This window comes from Klebsiella sp. CN_Kp097 (assembly GCF_040064495.1).
GTDB classification, from domain to species: domain Bacteria; phylum Pseudomonadota; class Gammaproteobacteria; order Enterobacterales; family Enterobacteriaceae; genus Klebsiella; species Klebsiella aerogenes.
Genome location: NZ_JBEAIL010000007.1, coordinates 507,384 through 524,027, shown reverse-complemented (window position 1 = coordinate 524,027; position 16,644 = coordinate 507,384). Strand labels below are relative to the sequence as shown.

15 protein-coding genes are annotated in these 16,644 nt (G+C 55.2%); all 15 read right to left on the bottom strand.

Going from position 1 to position 16,644, the window contains the following annotated elements; genetic code table 11:
• Positions 1-47: 47 nt before the first annotated feature.
• The 15 genes from ABLV07_RS12850 to tagH all read right to left on the bottom strand — a co-directional run bounded on the left by ABLV07_RS12850 (position 48) and on the right by tagH (position 16,589).
• On the bottom strand, positions 48-425 hold the full coding sequence (locus tag ABLV07_RS12850) for a hypothetical protein (RefSeq protein WP_015705442.1): 378 nt from the start codon (positions 423-425) through the stop codon (positions 48-50).
• Between the two features lie 42 nt (positions 426-467).
• Positions 468-815, bottom strand: coding sequence for a DUF3592 domain-containing protein (locus ABLV07_RS12845; RefSeq protein WP_223575853.1), 348 nt, complete (start codon positions 813-815; stop codon positions 468-470).
• 200 nt (positions 816-1,015) lie between these two features.
• Positions 1,016-1,390: a hypothetical protein gene (locus ABLV07_RS12840; RefSeq protein ID WP_021469585.1), complete on the bottom strand. Its 375-nt coding sequence runs from the start codon at positions 1,388-1,390 to the stop codon at positions 1,016-1,018.
• A gap of 9 nt (positions 1,391-1,399) precedes the next feature.
• Positions 1,400-3,796, bottom strand: coding sequence for a type VI secretion system tip protein TssI/VgrG (tssI, locus tag ABLV07_RS12835; protein ID WP_015705445.1), 2,397 nt, complete (start codon positions 3,794-3,796; stop codon positions 1,400-1,402).
• Positions 3,797-3,834: 38 nt separating this feature from the next.
• Positions 3,835-4,209: a DUF3592 domain-containing protein gene (locus tag ABLV07_RS12830; protein ID WP_015705446.1), complete on the bottom strand. Its 375-nt coding sequence runs from the start codon at positions 4,207-4,209 to the stop codon at positions 3,835-3,837.
• Positions 4,206-4,595 carry a hypothetical protein gene (locus ABLV07_RS12825; protein WP_015705447.1) on the bottom strand — a complete coding sequence of 130 codons (390 nt, stop codon included), beginning with the start codon at positions 4,593-4,595 and terminating at the stop codon, positions 4,206-4,208. Before ABLV07_RS12825 ends, ABLV07_RS12830 begins: the two co-directional genes overlap by 4 nt.
• Positions 4,596-4,673: 78 nt before the next feature.
• On the bottom strand, positions 4,674-6,098 hold the full coding sequence (locus ABLV07_RS12820; protein WP_046883849.1) for a serine/threonine-protein kinase: 1,425 nt from the start codon (positions 6,096-6,098) through the stop codon (positions 4,674-4,676).
• A gap of 24 nt (positions 6,099-6,122) precedes the next feature.
• On the bottom strand, positions 6,123-8,735 hold the full coding sequence (gene tssH, locus ABLV07_RS12815) for a type VI secretion system ATPase TssH (RefSeq protein ID WP_015705449.1): 2,613 nt from the start codon (positions 8,733-8,735) through the stop codon (positions 6,123-6,125).
• 49 nt (positions 8,736-8,784) lie between these two features.
• Entirely contained in the window at positions 8,785-9,828 is a 1,044-nt protein-coding gene (tssG, locus tag ABLV07_RS12810; RefSeq protein ID WP_046883847.1) for a type VI secretion system baseplate subunit TssG, read from the bottom strand.
• Positions 9,825-11,696 (bottom strand): type VI secretion system baseplate subunit TssF, encoded by a 1,872-nt coding sequence (gene tssF / locus ABLV07_RS12805; RefSeq protein WP_015705451.1) that lies wholly within the window; start codon positions 11,694-11,696, stop codon positions 9,825-9,827. The genes tssG and tssF overlap by 4 nt, the downstream gene beginning before the upstream one ends.
• Positions 11,697-11,698: 2 nt before the next feature.
• On the bottom strand, positions 11,699-12,262 hold the full coding sequence (gene tssE, locus ABLV07_RS12800; protein WP_015705452.1) for a type VI secretion system baseplate subunit TssE: 564 nt from the start codon (positions 12,260-12,262) through the stop codon (positions 11,699-11,701).
• On the bottom strand, positions 12,259-13,053 hold the full coding sequence (locus tag ABLV07_RS12795) for a type VI secretion system accessory protein TagJ (protein ID WP_032714527.1): 795 nt from the start codon (positions 13,051-13,053) through the stop codon (positions 12,259-12,261). Before ABLV07_RS12795 ends, tssE begins: the two co-directional genes overlap by 4 nt.
• 9 nt (positions 13,054-13,062) lie before the next feature.
• The gene (locus tag ABLV07_RS12790) at positions 13,063-14,046 is read right to left on the bottom strand and encodes a hypothetical protein (protein WP_032708086.1); all 984 of its coding nucleotides are present in this window, start codon (positions 14,044-14,046) and stop codon (positions 13,063-13,065) included.
• Between the two features lie 21 nt (positions 14,047-14,067).
• On the bottom strand, positions 14,068-14,862 hold the full coding sequence (locus ABLV07_RS12785; protein WP_015705455.1) for a protein phosphatase 2C domain-containing protein: 795 nt from the start codon (positions 14,860-14,862) through the stop codon (positions 14,068-14,070).
• Positions 14,862-16,589, bottom strand: coding sequence for a type VI secretion system-associated FHA domain protein TagH (tagH, locus tag ABLV07_RS12780; protein WP_020078755.1), 1,728 nt, complete (start codon positions 16,587-16,589; stop codon positions 14,862-14,864). The genes ABLV07_RS12785 and tagH overlap by 1 nt, the downstream gene beginning before the upstream one ends.
• Positions 16,590-16,644 lie beyond the last annotated feature (55 nt).

The window sequence follows — 16,644 nt, the reverse complement described above, 5'->3', positions numbered from 1 at the left end:
TTTTATAGGTAGAATGAAATATCAAATATTACTGCACCATTACACATTTAATAATTAACGGAAGTAACCGCTATCTTTAGAGGCGTGTTATTACTGTACATTACTGATAATAACATTCCTTTCTTTAATTTATGAATATCATCGGGTCTTACAATGCCTTTCGCAATGTATTTTTTTACAGAACCGTTTATATTTGCATTAAAATAGAAATCATAAATATAATCATTGCCGTACTTTGTTTCTGTCTGACGCCATGATTCTAGCGGAACCTGGATTGTTTGACCGGACCACTTATCTCTCGACAACCAGTTTTTAATTGCTGAAACTTCAGTTTTATTCGGTTTGAAGGCAGCAAATGATATACCTAATGCTATGATTGTCACCACAATGCCAAAGATAAAAGATGGTTCCGTGATGACATTCATAGGGTTGCATCCGTGCTGTTAACAAAAACTATCATCAATAGTTTACTCCATATCTCCAGGAACAAGGTAGACTTTTTCAGGGGCACCTGGGAGGTAATATAAAAAAACTGTATTTTTCCTACCAATTTTAACCATTTCTTCCGGAGTTATAAAGCGACGAGCATATGTGACGACAATTCCATCGGGAGTCATAAATTCCAATTCAAACTTAAATTTCATATTTCCGGTGCCAGAGGTACTTATATGTTGTTTACTAATGATTTTAGCTTCAACTTTAATGCCTTCCTTACGAAACTTCTCATCATTATTTCCTGACTTCATTATACTGTATAAGAACCACCCCAAAACTAAAATGGTTATAAAGATAGACCACATTGTTGAATTTGACATCGTAAAATCTTACATTAAGTGAACCATTGATGGCTGTCTTATTTTAAATGCTAAAAATTGAGAAATCGTTAGGTTCTGGATTGATTATTTATTACCAGCTAAAACCAATGGAAAGGAAACGCAGCATTTGGAGGCCGTTTCTATGCCATGTTCCCTATCAAAGGGTAAAGCAGCAATTATATGTCGTGCATCGACTAGTACTAGCCTACGCTCATGACTGCTGTTTTTTTTGGGGGTACTCCCTGGTATTTGAACATTACAGGCATATCCTTTTTTAATTTAATGACTTCAGAGGTCTTTAACACAGTTGCTGCTTTATATGTTTGAGCTTCACCACTCAAATTAGACTCGATAGTAAAAATATAGAAATGGTCAAAATTATTGGTAGTTGATGTTTGTTTCCATTCTTTTAATTTTCCTGTTGCTAATTCGCCGTTCCAGTTGTCTCTTGCAACCCAATTTCTTATTTCACTAAAATCTTCCTTCTGTCCCTTTAATCCTCTGAGACAGATGAAGATGAATATCAACATTACACCTAACGCAATAGGTCCTGAGTGTTCAGAAAGGAAATTCATATATACCTCTTACATAAACATGTGGATAAAACCAATAACTACATTCTGCAATGAAGATTCTATTTTTGTTAGAGATCTAGTTACATTCATTGGAGAGTGGACAATACTTGCTAATGACGTTGGCATGTTTAATGGTGTCCAACTAAACGATGCACCATTCACAGATGTGCTAAGTCCGTTGAAGGAGTGTGTTGTGCCATTTAATGATACACTTATTCCCTTGTTAGTGAACAACCCCTCAGGGGAAACAATTTCTACTTTAGTATCGCTTTTTATAGATATTTTTAATGGTGAGTTAATAGATATTTTGCCTTGAACCGTTTCATTAAGTTCACCCAGGATATTTCTAGCAACATTCCCTTTAACGTCTACTATTTGATTATTATCCACGGTAAGTTTGTCAATACCTTGGATATGCGTTACAACCCCTTTTTTGTATGTCACTCTGGTGGCAGCGGAAACTGCGCTTGTAGAGGCTGCTGCCAAATAATCTGTTGCGTAGAGCTTGGTCCCTGGTGCAGCCATAATCTGCCCAGCGGTATTTTTAATATCAAAAGGTATATTGGGAACTGCACTTTCTGTACCTTTGGCATCGACAACCTGACCAAAGATAACATCTGGCGTTTCGTACATTATCTTCGATGCCGCCAAAGTGCTAACCGTATCACCGCTTTCGGTTACCACATTGCCGGTATAACTATTACTTGAATAACCCGTAACCGATTTTGTTTCACTATCGACAATGCTTTCATTACGTCCATTAGCCGTGATAGCGATGGTTTGCCCGGCATTAAAGGTTTGCGTATCGTGGCCTACCACACTAGTGGAACGCGTATTTAGATGTGAATAGATCGTTTGCTGATGAACAACTTCATTGTGCATCCCTTCAACAGACACGTTCATATTTTTTTCAGAATGCAAATCGACGGACTCTTCACCAAGCTTATCTTCAAAAAACAGGTAACTGGCATTGTCCTGATTCCCATCCTTACTCCGCGTCATAAAGCCCATCCGGGTGGCGTCGCCGGGGAGATCCCATGGCGGCATGCTGGCTTCATTATACACACGTCCGGTGACGATCGGGCGGTCAGGATCGCCGTTGATAAAATCAATGACCACTTCATCGCCGACGCGGGGAATTTGCACGCCGCCAAAGCCCTGGCCTGCCCAGGCGCTCGACACGCGAACCCAGCAGGAGCTGGTGTCATCGCCTTTGGCATGGCGGTCCCAGTGAAACTTCACTTTGATGCGGCCATACCTGTCGGTCCAGATGCTTTCCCCTTCAGGCCCGACAACTTTCGCCGTCTGCGGGCCATAGGTTCGCGGCCAGTCGGTTACCTGCGCCGGGCGATAGACTACCGAAGAGGGGATCACTCTAAAATGGATTTGGTGCGAGATATCGCTATTGCCGCCGCTGGCGTAGCTGTTCTCTTCAAACAAGTAATCTGCGGCGGTCGTCAAATATTCGCCATTATCGCTAAAGAATGGCGCATTAGTTAGGGTAAACGTTGCGCCGGGAGCGATGCCTACCGCGGTGGCGGACGCCTGGATCTGCTGATGTTCAACCTGCCAGCGCTCCTGGCGGATACGCGCGTAGAATTCACCGTGTCCGTGATCGACAAACCGCCCCGGCCAGTCGTACACGTCGATACTGCCCGGCGAGGGCGATGCCGGGTTCTGCCGCGCCTGAAACAGCCAGGCGTTAGGTTTACGGAAATCATAGTCATCGAGGCTGTAAATCCCCGGCGTCACGCTATCTTCCAGCGCCCACTGACCGATCCCCTCTTCAGTGGTAATACCGCCCGATGCCGTCTGGTGGTAGGGAATGGTTTCATAGCCGCTTACCGGTTGATGCTGGGTGGCTGAATCGGTCAGAACCATCGTATGTTTACCCGCCTCGTGACGGAAATGGTAGGCAATCCCCTCCAGCTCCATCAGGCGGCTGATAAAGGCGAAACTACTTTCCTGATACTGGACGCAGTAATCCCAGACGCGGTAACTGCCGTTCAGCTTATCCTCAACGTTGACCTGGTATTCACTCAGCAACGTATTGATGATCTGCGGTACCGTCTGCCCCTGGAATATACGCAGGTTGCGGTCGCGTTTCATCGGCCATAAGTCGGGTTCAACGATCAGTTGGTAAGCGGCGTAGCGGATACCGCTCAGTTCAACGGCGCTCACCGCCACGCGGGTAATTTTACCGTTGAAATAACGCGAACTCAGCGCGTTTTGCGTCGGAATGGTCACGGTGACCGGCTGGCCAAGCAGCTTGCTGCGATCCAGACGCGCATCGCTGCCAAGCAGCGTTAAGCTGAGCTCGAACATTTCCGACATGGCTTCATGTCCGCTGAGTTTCCAGAAAAGCAGCCCCTCAACGGGGAGCTGAACGGTGATCCTGTTAGACATAATATTATTCCATTCAGGGGGATACAGTTTGTGCAGCACTAGCTGCGCGTTAACAGTGGGTTCGGCAGATCGACCAGCACCTGTTGCGGGTCAAGGCGCAAGTAGCGTAACGGAATCGGCTTTCCCGGTTGAAAGTTTTGGATACGCGTAATATCAATAACGATATCCCGCTGACCGGTCAGCAATTCACCTTTTTCGTTAACGTAATTAAAATCGACGCTAATATTAATAAACCCGGAATTACCGCCCGAGCGGCTTCTCACATTTGTGATGGTGCCAGACACCGCAACGCCATCATTGTGGATAGCCGCTTTGAGTTTTTTATTTTTCGCATCGCGAATCAGCAATGACGCAAAAATATAAATAAACAGTAGGACCACGGCCAGAACGATTACGTTAGTAAAAATATTCATCTTCCACTCGTCAGTTTTGGCTTATCGTTAATATCTCTTACAAACACAATGGCGTTATCTTTTGGCTCGAGTTTTGCTTCATAAGTCACTCCGACCTGCCAGGCATCGAGGGTAATGAGCAAAACCGTTTCCTGGTGCTTTTCCACAAGCCACGTTTTTCCATTATTTAAATCCTGTACCCGCAGATCCATATCAATGACAGGATTGTTGTTGATAAATAATCCGGTTTGCCGCATTGCGAGTATCGTAACCTGGATATCGTTCCCGTTTTCGATAATCCGCTGCTCCCGCCGTTGCGAGTTTTTTACTATGCGGTTGGCAAGGTAAAAGCTGATGAAAATAATAACCAGCGTCAATACTGCGTTGATAATCCAGCCTGGCGTCATTAAACACTCCTTGTTGACCAGTGATTAGCCACCCGCCGTGCATTTCTGGCGGGTGGATTTCGCTCTCAATTGCGCCATCTAGCTCGATGGATTAATAAGCCAGGTTCCCGGTTTGGCGATATCCAGCGTCTGCTCGCGGGTTTGTCCATTACCCTGCAGGGTAATTTCATAATGTCCCGGCGCCAGTTTCAGCGAGGCGAAGCCGTTTGTGGCCGGTTGCGTATTATGTGGTTCGCCATTGAGTTTGAGCTTTTCCCCTTCCCGCATGCGCACGTAAACCTGAGCAACAGGCGCCGCCGCGGCGGCAGGTTTGCTCTCTTGAACAGCAACGGGCGGAGCGGTCTGCGCGTTAGCGGTCTGCGTTGTTACCGGCGGCGTAACCGCCGCTGGCGGCTGGGTGCTGGCGCTCTGTGCTGGTTGCGCCTCGCTGCCGCCGCCGCTGAACAGCATACCGCCGGCAATAATGCCGACCAATACGCCTGCGGCGACCATCCCCGGAACCTTATAGCGCCGCCAGTCTGTCGCGGCCGGCGCCTGTTCTTCCTCTTCGACCAGCGCCAGCATGGTGCCGGTTTTTTTGACCGACAAGACGTCATCGATACTGGACACCGGCATTTCAATCAGCTCGGCGAACGCGTCGATTGACTGGGGACGATCTTCCACCCGCAGCGCCAGAGCTTTATCTACCGCCTGTAGCAGCGGCAGCGAGTAACCCGCCGGCTTCAGTTCCGCCAGCGGCTGATAGTTGTCCTGAATACTCCGCACCACGCTCACCGGCGGCGGTGAACCCACGATCAGCGTATGCAGCACAGCGCCGACGGCATAAATATCGGTCCAGGCGCCCTGTTCGCTGTCATTATCGTCGGTATACTGCTCGATAGGCGCATAACCCGGGCGCAGCATAGTTTCGGTTTCGTCGGAGAGATTACCGATGGTCCGGCGCGCCGAACCGAAATCGAGTAGCACCGGCAGGCCGTTATCCTGGATCTGGATATTTTCCGGTGAGATATCACGGTGCAAATAGCCGGCGTCGTGAATGGTTTTAATGGCGCCGAATAGCATCGGCAGCATCCGGCGGATCCATGCCTCATCGATGAGGTTTGGCTGCTGTTCGCGCAGGCGGCTCAAGGTGGTGCCGCTATAAAACAGCGTGCCCATATAGGCGGTGTCGTTCTGAACCCAAAAGCGCAGCACGTGCAGCAAGTTGGGATGATTAAAGCGCGCCAGCAGCCGCGCCTCCTGGATAAAGCTGTTTAATCCGGCTGAGAACGCTTTGCTGAAGCGCTCGCTACGCAGTACCAGGGTCATATCTTCGTTACGTACCGCCAGCGACGAAGGCATAAACTCTTTTATCGCGATGGTACGTTCCAGCTGATGGTCCCAGGCGCGATACACAATGCCGAAACCGCCGCCGCCAATCACTTCCTTTATTTCAAATTCGTTAAAACGATACCCGACCGGCAGCGCGTTCAGGACAGTCCGATTGTTTTCGTGATCCGTCATCTTAAGACTCACTTTCTGATGGTGTTACGCGGCAAATTGACAATGAAACTCGCCTTGCGCATAGCTGATGCGCAGTTGCGTAAACTGCTCATCGTTACGGTTGGCGGTTAACAGAATTTGGCTCATCTGCGGCAGCAGCGTGTTGGTCAGAATCGCATCGACCATACGCCCGCCGGATTCCACTTCGGTACAACGCTGAACCACCTGCTCGACGACGCTGTCGTCAATCTCGCAGACAATGTTGTGATTGTCCTGCAGACGGCGCTGAATACGCGCCAGCTGCAGACGCACGATTTGCCCCAGCATCGCATCGCTCAGCGGGTAGTACGGCACCACCAACAGGCGGCCAAGCAGTGCTGGCGGGAAGACCTGTAACAGCGGCTGACGCAGCGCGCCGCTCAGCGCTTCCGGCTCGGGCATCAGATCCGGATCGGCGCACATAGCGCTAATCAGCTCGGTACCGACGTTAGACGTTAAGATAATGATTGTATTGCGGAAATCGATATGGCGGCCTTCACCGTCTTCCATCCAGCCTTTATCAAACACCTGGAAGAAAATTTCGTGCACGTCCGGATGCGCCTTCTCGATTTCATCCAGCAGCACCACGCTATACGGGCGGCGTCGTACCGCTTCAGTCAGCACCCCGCCTTCGCCGTAACCCACGTAACCCGGTGGCGCGCCCTTCAGGGTCGAGACGGTATGCGCCTCCTGGAACTCACTCATGTTGATGGTGATAACGTTCTGTTCGCCGCCGTACAGCGCTTCCGCCAGCGCCAGCGCGGTTTCGGTCTTACCCACGCCGGATGGCCCGCAAAGCATAAAGACGCCGACCGGCTTATTGGGATCGTCGAGCCGCGCGCGTGAGGTGCGAACACGTTTGGCGATCAGATCCAGCCCGTGGCGTTGGCCAATCACTCGCTGGTTGAGCGTGTCGGCCAGGCTCAGTACGGCGTCAATTTCATTTTTGACCATCCGCCCCAGCGGAATGCCGGTCCAGTCAGCGACCACCGCCGCCACCACGTTCTCATCTACCGCCGCGAACAGCAGCGGCATCTCACCCTGCAGGGTTTTTAGCGCCAGCTGTTTTTCATTAAGCGTCTGGCGCAGCGCCGGCTCGGCGTCGTCATCAGCCTCCTGCAATTGCGCGCGCAACGCGATGACTTCATCAACCAACGCGCGTTCCTGCTCCCAGCGACGACTCAAGGTATCGCGTTCGGTTTCCTGCTGCTGACGCGCCTGCTTGAGTTGCTCAATGCGCTGAGCATCGCCAATCGCCACCCGGTTCTCGCGTTGGGCAATCTCCAGTTCCACATCCAGGGCGGCAATGCGCTGCAGGCAATCTTCCAACTGCGGCGGCGGCGCGCTTTGGCTGACGGCGACGCGGGCGCAGGCGGTATCCAGCAACGCGACCGCTTTATCCGGCAACTGCCGCGCGGGAATATAACGATGCGACAGCTTCACCGCCGCGTTAACCGCTTCATCAAGCAGCAGCACCCGATGGTGTTTCTCCAGCGGAGATACGGTACTGCGCAGCATCAGCAACGCTTTCTCTTCATCCGGCTCGTGGACTTGCACCGTCTGGAAACGGCGGGTCAGCGCCGGATCTTTTTCAATATATTTTTTGTACTCCGCCCAGGTGGTCGCGCCGATGGTGCGTAACTGTCCGCGCGCCAGCGCCGGTTTCAGCAGGTTCGCCGCATCGCCGGTGCCCTGCTGGCCGCCTGCGCCAATCAGGGTGTGGATCTCGTCGATAAACAGCACGATCGGCGTCGGGCTGGATTGCACTTCGTTAATTAACGCCTGAAGACGGGCTTCAAATTCGCCTTTCATGCCCGCACCGGCCTGCAGCATGCCGATGTCCAGCAGCCACAGCTCAATATTACGCAACGGCTGCGGGACATCGCCTGCGGCGATCCGCCGCGCCAGCCCCTCCACCACCGCGGTTTTACCGACGCCAGCCTCCCCGGTCAGCAGCGGGTTGTTCTGCCTGCGCCGCATCAGGATATCCACCATCTGGCGGATCTCTTCATCGCGGCCAACCACCGGATCGATTTTGCCCTCCTGCGCCCGCAGCGTCAGGTTCTGTCCGTACTGGGCCAGCGTACCCTGCGCCGTCGGCGTCGCGCTCGTGTTGGCCGCCTCCACCGCCGCCTGCTGGCTCTCTTTACTGGCGGCCAGCAGCGTCTCAAAGCTCTCGCTCAAGGCATCGACATTGATTTTGCTAAACTGCGGCGAAATGCCTTTCAGAACGTTAGCCAGATTCCAGGTTTTCAGCAGCCCTATTAACAAATGGCCGCCGCGGATGCGGTTGACGCCATATTTCAGCGAGCCATAAACCCACGCGCGTTCGACGGCGCTATCGATATGCTCAGAAAGGTCGGAGACCGAACTGGCGCCGCGCGGCAGCGCATCCAGGGCCGCGATGATATCGCGGGTCAGCGCCTGCTCATCAAGGGCGAAATGGCGGATAATGTGTTGCAGATCGCCGTCCTGCTGCTGCATCAGCTGATGCAGCCAGTGCACCAGCTCAACGTAAGGGTTGCCGCGCAGTTTACAAAAGGCGGTTGCGCTTTCCAGCGAGGTAAACAACAGCGTATCCAGTTTGCCGAAGAGTACGGCACGGCTGATTTCTGACATGTTCGGTTCCATTGATAACATTAATAAAGGTGTCAGAGTGCAGACGACATCAAGCGTCGCTCTGCTCCACGCTAAACACTAAATCGCCACGCGGCGCGGGGGCTGGCTGGTGGCCAAGCCAGGTGCTGTAACCCAGTTTGCCGTCGCCGCTGAGGACCGTACCGGGTATTTCATCGCCGCGGATAAGCACCCTGACATCCCATGCATATTCGATCCCGAGATACTGGCGGATCCAGTCGCGTAATTCGTTTACCGCATTTTCGCCCGGCAGAAAACGGGCGTATTCGGCGGCGCTAAGCGGGCCGATTTCAAGGCGGAATTTATGCTGAACATCGCGTACCGCGACGCCGAGAAACGCCGAGACGCCCAGGCGAGGTAAACGCCTTCCCGCCCCCAGTTGCGCTTGTTCTCGCGAGGTCAGCGGCATCCATTGCGGCACGTTGCTGATAATGTGGACCGGGACTTTGAAGTAATTTCGCAGGATCTTCTCCAGCCCTTCCGGATCCCGACCATGGCGGCTGAGATGGCCTGCGTGGGTGAAACGCGCATGCAGGCTCAGGTCGCCCTTCTCCAGTTGCCCCGGCTGGCCCATGCCGATGAGTGAGGCGAGATAGCGCTCAAAGCGGCGGTTGTCCGCACGGTCTAACGATACCGTTGGCTGCGCGTCGGCCCAGGCGCGGTAGAACAGTAGCGTCAGGCGGTGATGAAAGAGATCGGCAAAAGCGCTCAGGCTGTCGTCCTGATGATGATGAATACGCTCGCGGGCGTATTCGGTCATATGAACCGGCAGCGGGCCATTAGGGCCGAACAGACCGAAGCTGAGAATCGATATCTCATGCACCGCGCTATTTTCCCGTTTTTGCGCGCTAGCCAGCGTCGCGGGGGCAAACCCCATTGATGGCGTCTGCCCGATGCGCAGCGATTCAAATTTCGGCAGCGGCGCGCGCCCAAGCGGATAACGTTCGCCCCCTTGCGCGTCAATGCGGCGCAGCAGATGAAAAAGATCGTAGCGCCAGGGCGCGGCGGTAACCTCGCGCCAGAAAACGTCCGCCAGCGGCGTCAGGCGATGAATGGTAGCCAACGTGTCACTCATATCAGCGCCCTTTTCCCCATTCGCGGCGCCCAGTAACCGATTTCGCCGCGCTGCTGGCTACATAAGGTGAATTCGGTAAAGCTGTTGAGCGACACCAGCCGGGCAAAGACCCGTTCCAGTACGCTGCCAAACAGCCACGGGCTGGCGCCGGAAAAAGCGCGCTCGTCAACGGTCAAGGTAATGCCGATACCGCGGGCGAAGACGATCGGCCCCGGCTCCGGCACCCGGCGATGAACCGGCTCCAGCACGCAGTGGCGTACCCCTTCGATTTGGCGGGCCACGGCGGTCTCCGCCAGCCCGGCATACAGCCCAAGCAACTGGCGCAGCGCTGCTGCGCCTTCGCCATTTTCACCGTCCATCAGGCTGAGATAGTTCATCTGCAGCTGGCTTATCAGCCGCCAGGTGCTGAGCCCTTCCGCCAGCGCCGGTCGCGGCGGCGTCGGGCCGCTACGCATTTTCAATGTTTTTACCGGTAGCGAATCCGCCAGCACGAATTGCCCCAGCTCCTGTTGTAGCATCAACGGTAGGTCGCGGCTGGTGCACAGCACCTCGGCGGTGATGTAACGCAGATCTTCCTGCCACGGCGCATGCTGCTCATCGACCAGTGAGACAAAGGTCTCAGAGCCGGTATAGCCGGTACGCGTGCCATAGCGCAGCGCGTGTTCGGAAAGCACCCGCTGTTCGCGGCGCAGTGAAAAATAAGCGCCGTAATCTCCGGCATCCTTGCTCCATGAACTCCAGAATGGACGGAACTCGCGATCGTCGCGGTGGCCATCAGCGCTGCCGTGAATTTTACTCACCGAATAGATTTCGTAGTCCAGCGGGCGGATGTTATCGACCACCAGATGGTATTCATGTTGGCTGTCGCTCAACGACTGGCGGGCGGCGATTTTCGGAAACAGGTTAATCACCGGCGTGCAGTGCAACGCGAAGTGGTTAGCTTCCACCACTTGTTCCAGCCGGTCGTCGGTTTTATCCAGCAGAATAATGATATCGAAGGATTTTTCTTCCTTGCACTGGCCGATTAACTTGCTGAGGCCGTTAATACTGATAAAGCGGAAGCGCGCCGGGAAGGCAAAGTATTCGTGCAGCAACCGGTAGCCGTCAAAATTGCGAAGATCTTCCGGTAGCAGCGCCTGATTGGCGGCGAAACCCTCTTGTTGGATAGCCTCTTCGCTCAGCGAAAAACGCAGCGGATCGCGCCCGGTGGTCTGGCACACCACGCCGACCTGGTGGGCAAGAATCAGCTCCAGCAGGCGCAGCGCCTCAATATCCGGGCCGCTTAAGAAAAACGCCAGCCGGTCAAAGGTCAGATGGCCAAGATGTTGAGCCCCTTCACAGCTTATACGCAGGCGCAAAGCGCTGACGGCGCCGCGCTGGCTGAGCCCAAGCGCGGCCAGCGGCACATCGGCGGGGATCCCGCCAAGTTCGGCTTTCTCAATACGCAGCGGCAACAGCGTGACATCGTGCGCGGTAGTGTAACTACAGGTGACGCCATTTTTCTTCAATACCTGGCTGTCCATCATCGTACCGCGCGGCACCACGAAACCTTTACTCAGATCGCCTTTATTGATGTCCGGCTGCAGTTCGGCTATCGCCATCGACGGCGTAGGCGCCAGATAATTGGGCGCGATCATCTCCAGCAGGCGCTGTGAAAAACGCGGGAATTCGGCGTCCATTTTTAGCTGCACGCGGGAAGTCAGAAAGGCGAACCCCTCCATCATCCGCTCAACGTAAGGATCGGCGACCTCAATACCGCGCATGCCCAACCTGCCGGCAACCTTCGGATAGCGTTCGGCGAATTCAGCGCCCATCTCACGCAGATAGGCCAGCTCGCGGTTGTAATATTCAAGCAGTTTGCCTTCCATCGTTACCCCGCGTCTTTCAATTCAAAGTGGCCATTTTCGAGATCCACATCGGTACGGAACAGAAACTCTAATGGATACGGTACGCACCACAGCCGCCCTTTAATTTCAATCGACAGGACATTATGTAAATCCAGTGACTGGGTATCAGAAATACAGCGGACCTGCAGCCCCTGCGGCAGAATGCGCGGCTCGAAGCTGATAATCGCCTCGGTAAGTTTGCGCTGAATATCCTGCCACTCAATATCCGACATCCGTTTCCCGGCCAGCGGCGCGACGCCGAAATTAACCACCGAACGGCGCACGTGCGCCAGCGCGGCCAACGCCTGCGGATCGTCATGATTTATGGTATTAAACAGCCACTGCAGATCGCGCAGCACGTGACGGCGCAGCGTACTGTGGGTGATCAGGTTGCTGTTAAGCGGCTCCGATTTTTTCTGCGGCTGATTATCGGTCAGGCGGTCGAGCAGCGACGGCTGCATCTTATCGCGGGCGCCAATGGTCTCTTGCTTGCTACGCGCCTGCCAGCCGCTGCGCAGCGCGTCACCGTCGCGTACCGGTTTGTTCATGCAAAACTCACCACGTCGAGAGAGAGAATCGGGAATTCATCGTTATCGTTAAGCCATACTTTCTGCCCATGGCCCTGATACAGCGCGCCTTCGTCGTCCAGCGGCTGCCACTCGGTGGCGCGGCCCAACTGGAAGCGCGCTTCCGCCTGCGGCGTGACAGGGTAACGCGCGGGGATCTGACACACCTGCTCGCTTCCATCGGTCAGGCGCACCAGCGCATGGCGCCACACCAGATCGGTGACGCTCGCCGGGGCCTGAAAACGAATTTCGGCGATAGCGGCGAACGGCAGCCAGCAATACCGGCCATTTACGATTAGTTCGCAAACCGGGCCCAGACGTGCGTCGCCGTCCATCAACCAGTGAAAAGCGACCGCGGGGGTATCCGCCTGATTGAGATTGCCAGGATTAAGGGGCGTTTGTTCAAAGGCGGCTAGCCGCTGTCGCTGGGCGTTTTCTGAATCGGAACAAAGCGCGGAGGCCAGCGCAGACAGCCACGGCCACTGGCTGTCCGGCATCTGCGGGCGGGCGCTGCCGGCAAATACCGCATCGCGCTGCTGCTCGCCCTGAATGCTCTGTTCCAGCAGAGTGACCGTTGGCTGGGCCTGCGGCTTCAGCGCCAGCCAGCTTTTTAGCTGCGCCAACGCGCGCGTCCAGTTACCGCTCAGACATAGAAACTGGACGAACGCCGCACGTAAATCGGCATCGGCGGGACGGCTTTTGATCTCGCTTTCCAGGCGCTGCAGCGCCGCGCCGACGCTTTCGCCAGCCAGCTGTTGATATAGCGTGTTCATCGTCGCTCCTTAGTTTGCCGCGCGCCATGCGCCGGCCGCCGGGTTACGCAGCAGCGGGTGCAGGCCGTCGATCAGCACAACGTTGAGTTTAATATCCGGCGCCAGCCACGGCGTCCAGACGCTACGCGCCGCCTCTATCCGCGCCTGTAGACGCGACGGATCGTTGGCCAGTTCCTGGGACATTTCGATAGCCAGCGTGCCGGTCATCTGCCAACCGTTTTGCCCGGCGACATAGGGCAGGATCATCCAGCTTTGTTGAGCGTTTTCATTGCTGACTACCATGCGTTGATTATTGACCGCGGTGATCAGAAGTTTATTGGGGTCAGCGGCGGCATTGAGACCCAGGACCGGGAAACCATGTACGAAGGTCACGGTGCTCTGCTTTTCTTTACCGTTAACGGATTGAGTGATGACGGTGCGACCGCTCAGCCAGCCGCCCTTTTCGCAACTACCGGATTCAACGGCGGGGATGAATAAGGCGGCGGCGTTTTCCTGCCAGAAGGTGCGCAGTCGACAGCCGCCCTGCAATGTGAACTCCTGCCACGGCGTGCGGTCGGCGGCGGGAGACAGTTTTTCCGCCTTCTCTTCCGGCGGCAGCCAGGCTGGCGCGACGGGCTTTTCCGCCGCCGCGGCGGTCTCGGCGGGCGCGACTTTTACCGCCCATTTTTTGTTTTTCGCCGCGCTTCCCTGGGCAATATGCCCATTGTTAGCGTCAACCAGCGTCCAGTTCAGCTGCTGTAAACGCGAACACTGATGCTCCATTAATGCGCCGACGCGCGGCAGGAAGTTATCCAGTATCTTAACGTTCTTGTTACCGTTGGCGACGATGCGTAGCGCCACTTCATTAGCGCACCAGCTCTGCGCGGTATTACCCTTGATGTTATCGATCCAGACATCCAGTTTTTGCGAAGGCGATTGCACGATACGGTAGTTTTCCGCCTGTGCGACGCCGGTGGCGGCAAATAGTGCCGCACCCAATATCCAATGTTTCATAAAAATCCTTCTTAGCCTGTCTCAATCCCGCAGGGGGAAAAATTGCGCGGCGTCGGCCAGCGAGTGCAGCAGCGTCGCCTCTTCCGGGCTGCCCATCCATACCGCGACGGCGCTGTAGTTGTCTTGCGAAGCCTGGTCACCGTCATTGTTTCTCTGAAGATACTGATTCATCAGGGTTAACCACTCCTGCGGGGTGTTGACCATCTGCAGGGAGGATTTCATCTGCTCTTCGCCGACGCCGTGCCAGAAACCATCGGTACAGAGCAAAAAGGCATCGCCATCTTCGACCGGCACCACATCGCTATAGCTGGCTTCCGCACCGTCGCTGGCCATGCCTAACGCCCGGTACAGCAGGTTGCTGTTAATATCGTCGGTCTGATGTCCGGCATCTTTCATCTGTTGGACCAGACTGTGGTCAGTGGTGACGTGGTACAGCCAGCCGCGGCGAAACAGGTATAACCGGCTATCACCGGCGTGGGCCCAATAGGCCAGCTTATAATCGCGATCGATAAACAGGCTCACCAGCGTGGTGCCCATTCGCCGATAATCCGGCGTCGCCTGCTGTTGCTGGAGAATGGCGCCGTTGGCCTGCTGTACATACTGGCGAATGGTCTGGGCGTTCAGATGATTATCGCCGTCAAACCGATCCAGAATCGCGTTGCGCGCCAGTTCCGCCGCCACCTCGCCGCCGGGCAACCCGGCAATGCCGTCGCAGACCACAAAGCAGGCGGAGCGCTCACCCACGCATTCGCCTGTCTGATCCTGATTACTGGCGCGCGTTCCCTGGCGGGAAAGAGAAGCCGTGGTAATGTCCATTATTCTTCCGATCCGCTCTGTGAGTCTTTGTACTGGTTCACTTCCATGTCATAGGCATAGAGGAACGCTTCGCCAAACAGGGTGTGGAAATCGTCTTCAATTTCCCCGGCGGTTTCGCCGTAGGTACGGACAAAATAGTCCCATAACGCCGCTTTGCGGCTGGCCGGAAGCGCCAGGCGCGAAGTATGGCCATCGCGCTTAGCCTCTTCTTCCAGCTGCTCGGGATTAAAGGACTGCAGCATCGCGGCAATAATGGCGCGGATCCCCGAGATCATCCCTAACTGATGGGCCTGCAGGTCAATTAGCGCATCGCGCACCGATTTTTTCGGCGGCATAAAGCCCGGCATCCGCGCGCCGAACATCTGCATCAGCACGGTTTTCCCGGAAGGCAACAGCTTGAACGGGTTATTGGCGTCGTCCAGTACCATGGTCATATCGGCTTTGACACCGCGTTTGAGGATCGAACGCGAAGAGAGCAGCGCGACGGTTCCCTGCGAGAACATGCTCAGCATTTGGCCAAGCTGTCGCATATTCTCTTTGTCGAACTGCGGCACCGGCTGCATATCGCCGAGCCCCATGCCTTCCAGTAAGGCTTCCAGTAGCTCTCCCTGCAGCACTTCGCCGTTACCCGGCTGCGGCGTGCTGGTCGCCTGATGTTCATGACGTACGGGATCGATACGCAAGCGCCCTTTTGGCGTTTGGGCGGCTTGCCGCGCCACGGCCTGCGGCGTCGGTAAGGTTATTTCCGGCGCTTCTTCACGCGCTGCCGCGGGCGGCTCCTGCGGCGGCTGGGCCATCAATAATGGCGAATCAAAAGCGGCATCAGGCTCGTCGGCAACCGTTTTAGCAGGCTCTTCGTTGCTGAAGGCATCTACCGATGTCAGCGGCGCGCCGCCCATTAGCCCCAGCGGATCGTCATGACGCGCGGTTTTGGCGCTGGCGTCGCCGCCAAAGAGCGCCAGCGGATCCAATTCTGCCTGCGGCTCATCGGCGACAGGCTGAGCCGGTTTTTCAACTGGTGGCACCAGCGTCGTTGGCGTAACGTCGGCAAAAATACTGTCGCGATCAAATGGGGTGTCATCGGCAAACAGGTCGTCCGTCGCCACCGGCGGGCGCTCAAACAGAGGTTCACTATCAGCGAACATCGCCAGCGGATCTTCCGGATTACGTTCGGCAGGCTTCGGCTCGGCGAAGGGATTAGGCGCATTATCGGCCTGCGGCTTAGCCCGGCTGCTGGAGATGCTGTCGGCAATCGAGAATTCCTGCATCAGGCTATCCCAGATTTCTGACGGTACCGCGGTTGGCGCGGCTTCCGCCACGGTGGGCGCTGCGGATGGCGCTGGTGTCGACGGTTTCGTAGTGACAGGCGGCTGACCGCTCGCCGCCATTCGGCTTATCGGTTGGCTATCCTGCAGCAGATCGCTGACTTCGATGCGATAGTCGTCAATGGCGAGGATATCGCCATCCTGGAGTTCAACCTGACGCCCCCGCTCCAGCGGGATCTCGTTGAGTACCACCCGCGTCACGTTGCCGCGATTGGTAATTTTGCACTCGCCGTCTGCCGCCACGTGAACGATGGCCTGTAGGCGAGAAATGGCGCGGTCGTCATCCGGCAGCACCAGGTTATTGTCCGTGCCGCGCCCAATGGTACCGCCCGGCGCGTAAAAGTCACAGCTGCCCTGTGGGGGCTGATGACCGGCTTTGGTCGAAATAATCGTGAATCGCATAGCCTATTCCTGCTGATATGATTGGCGCACAAACGCTGCCGCTCTCGAAATAAGA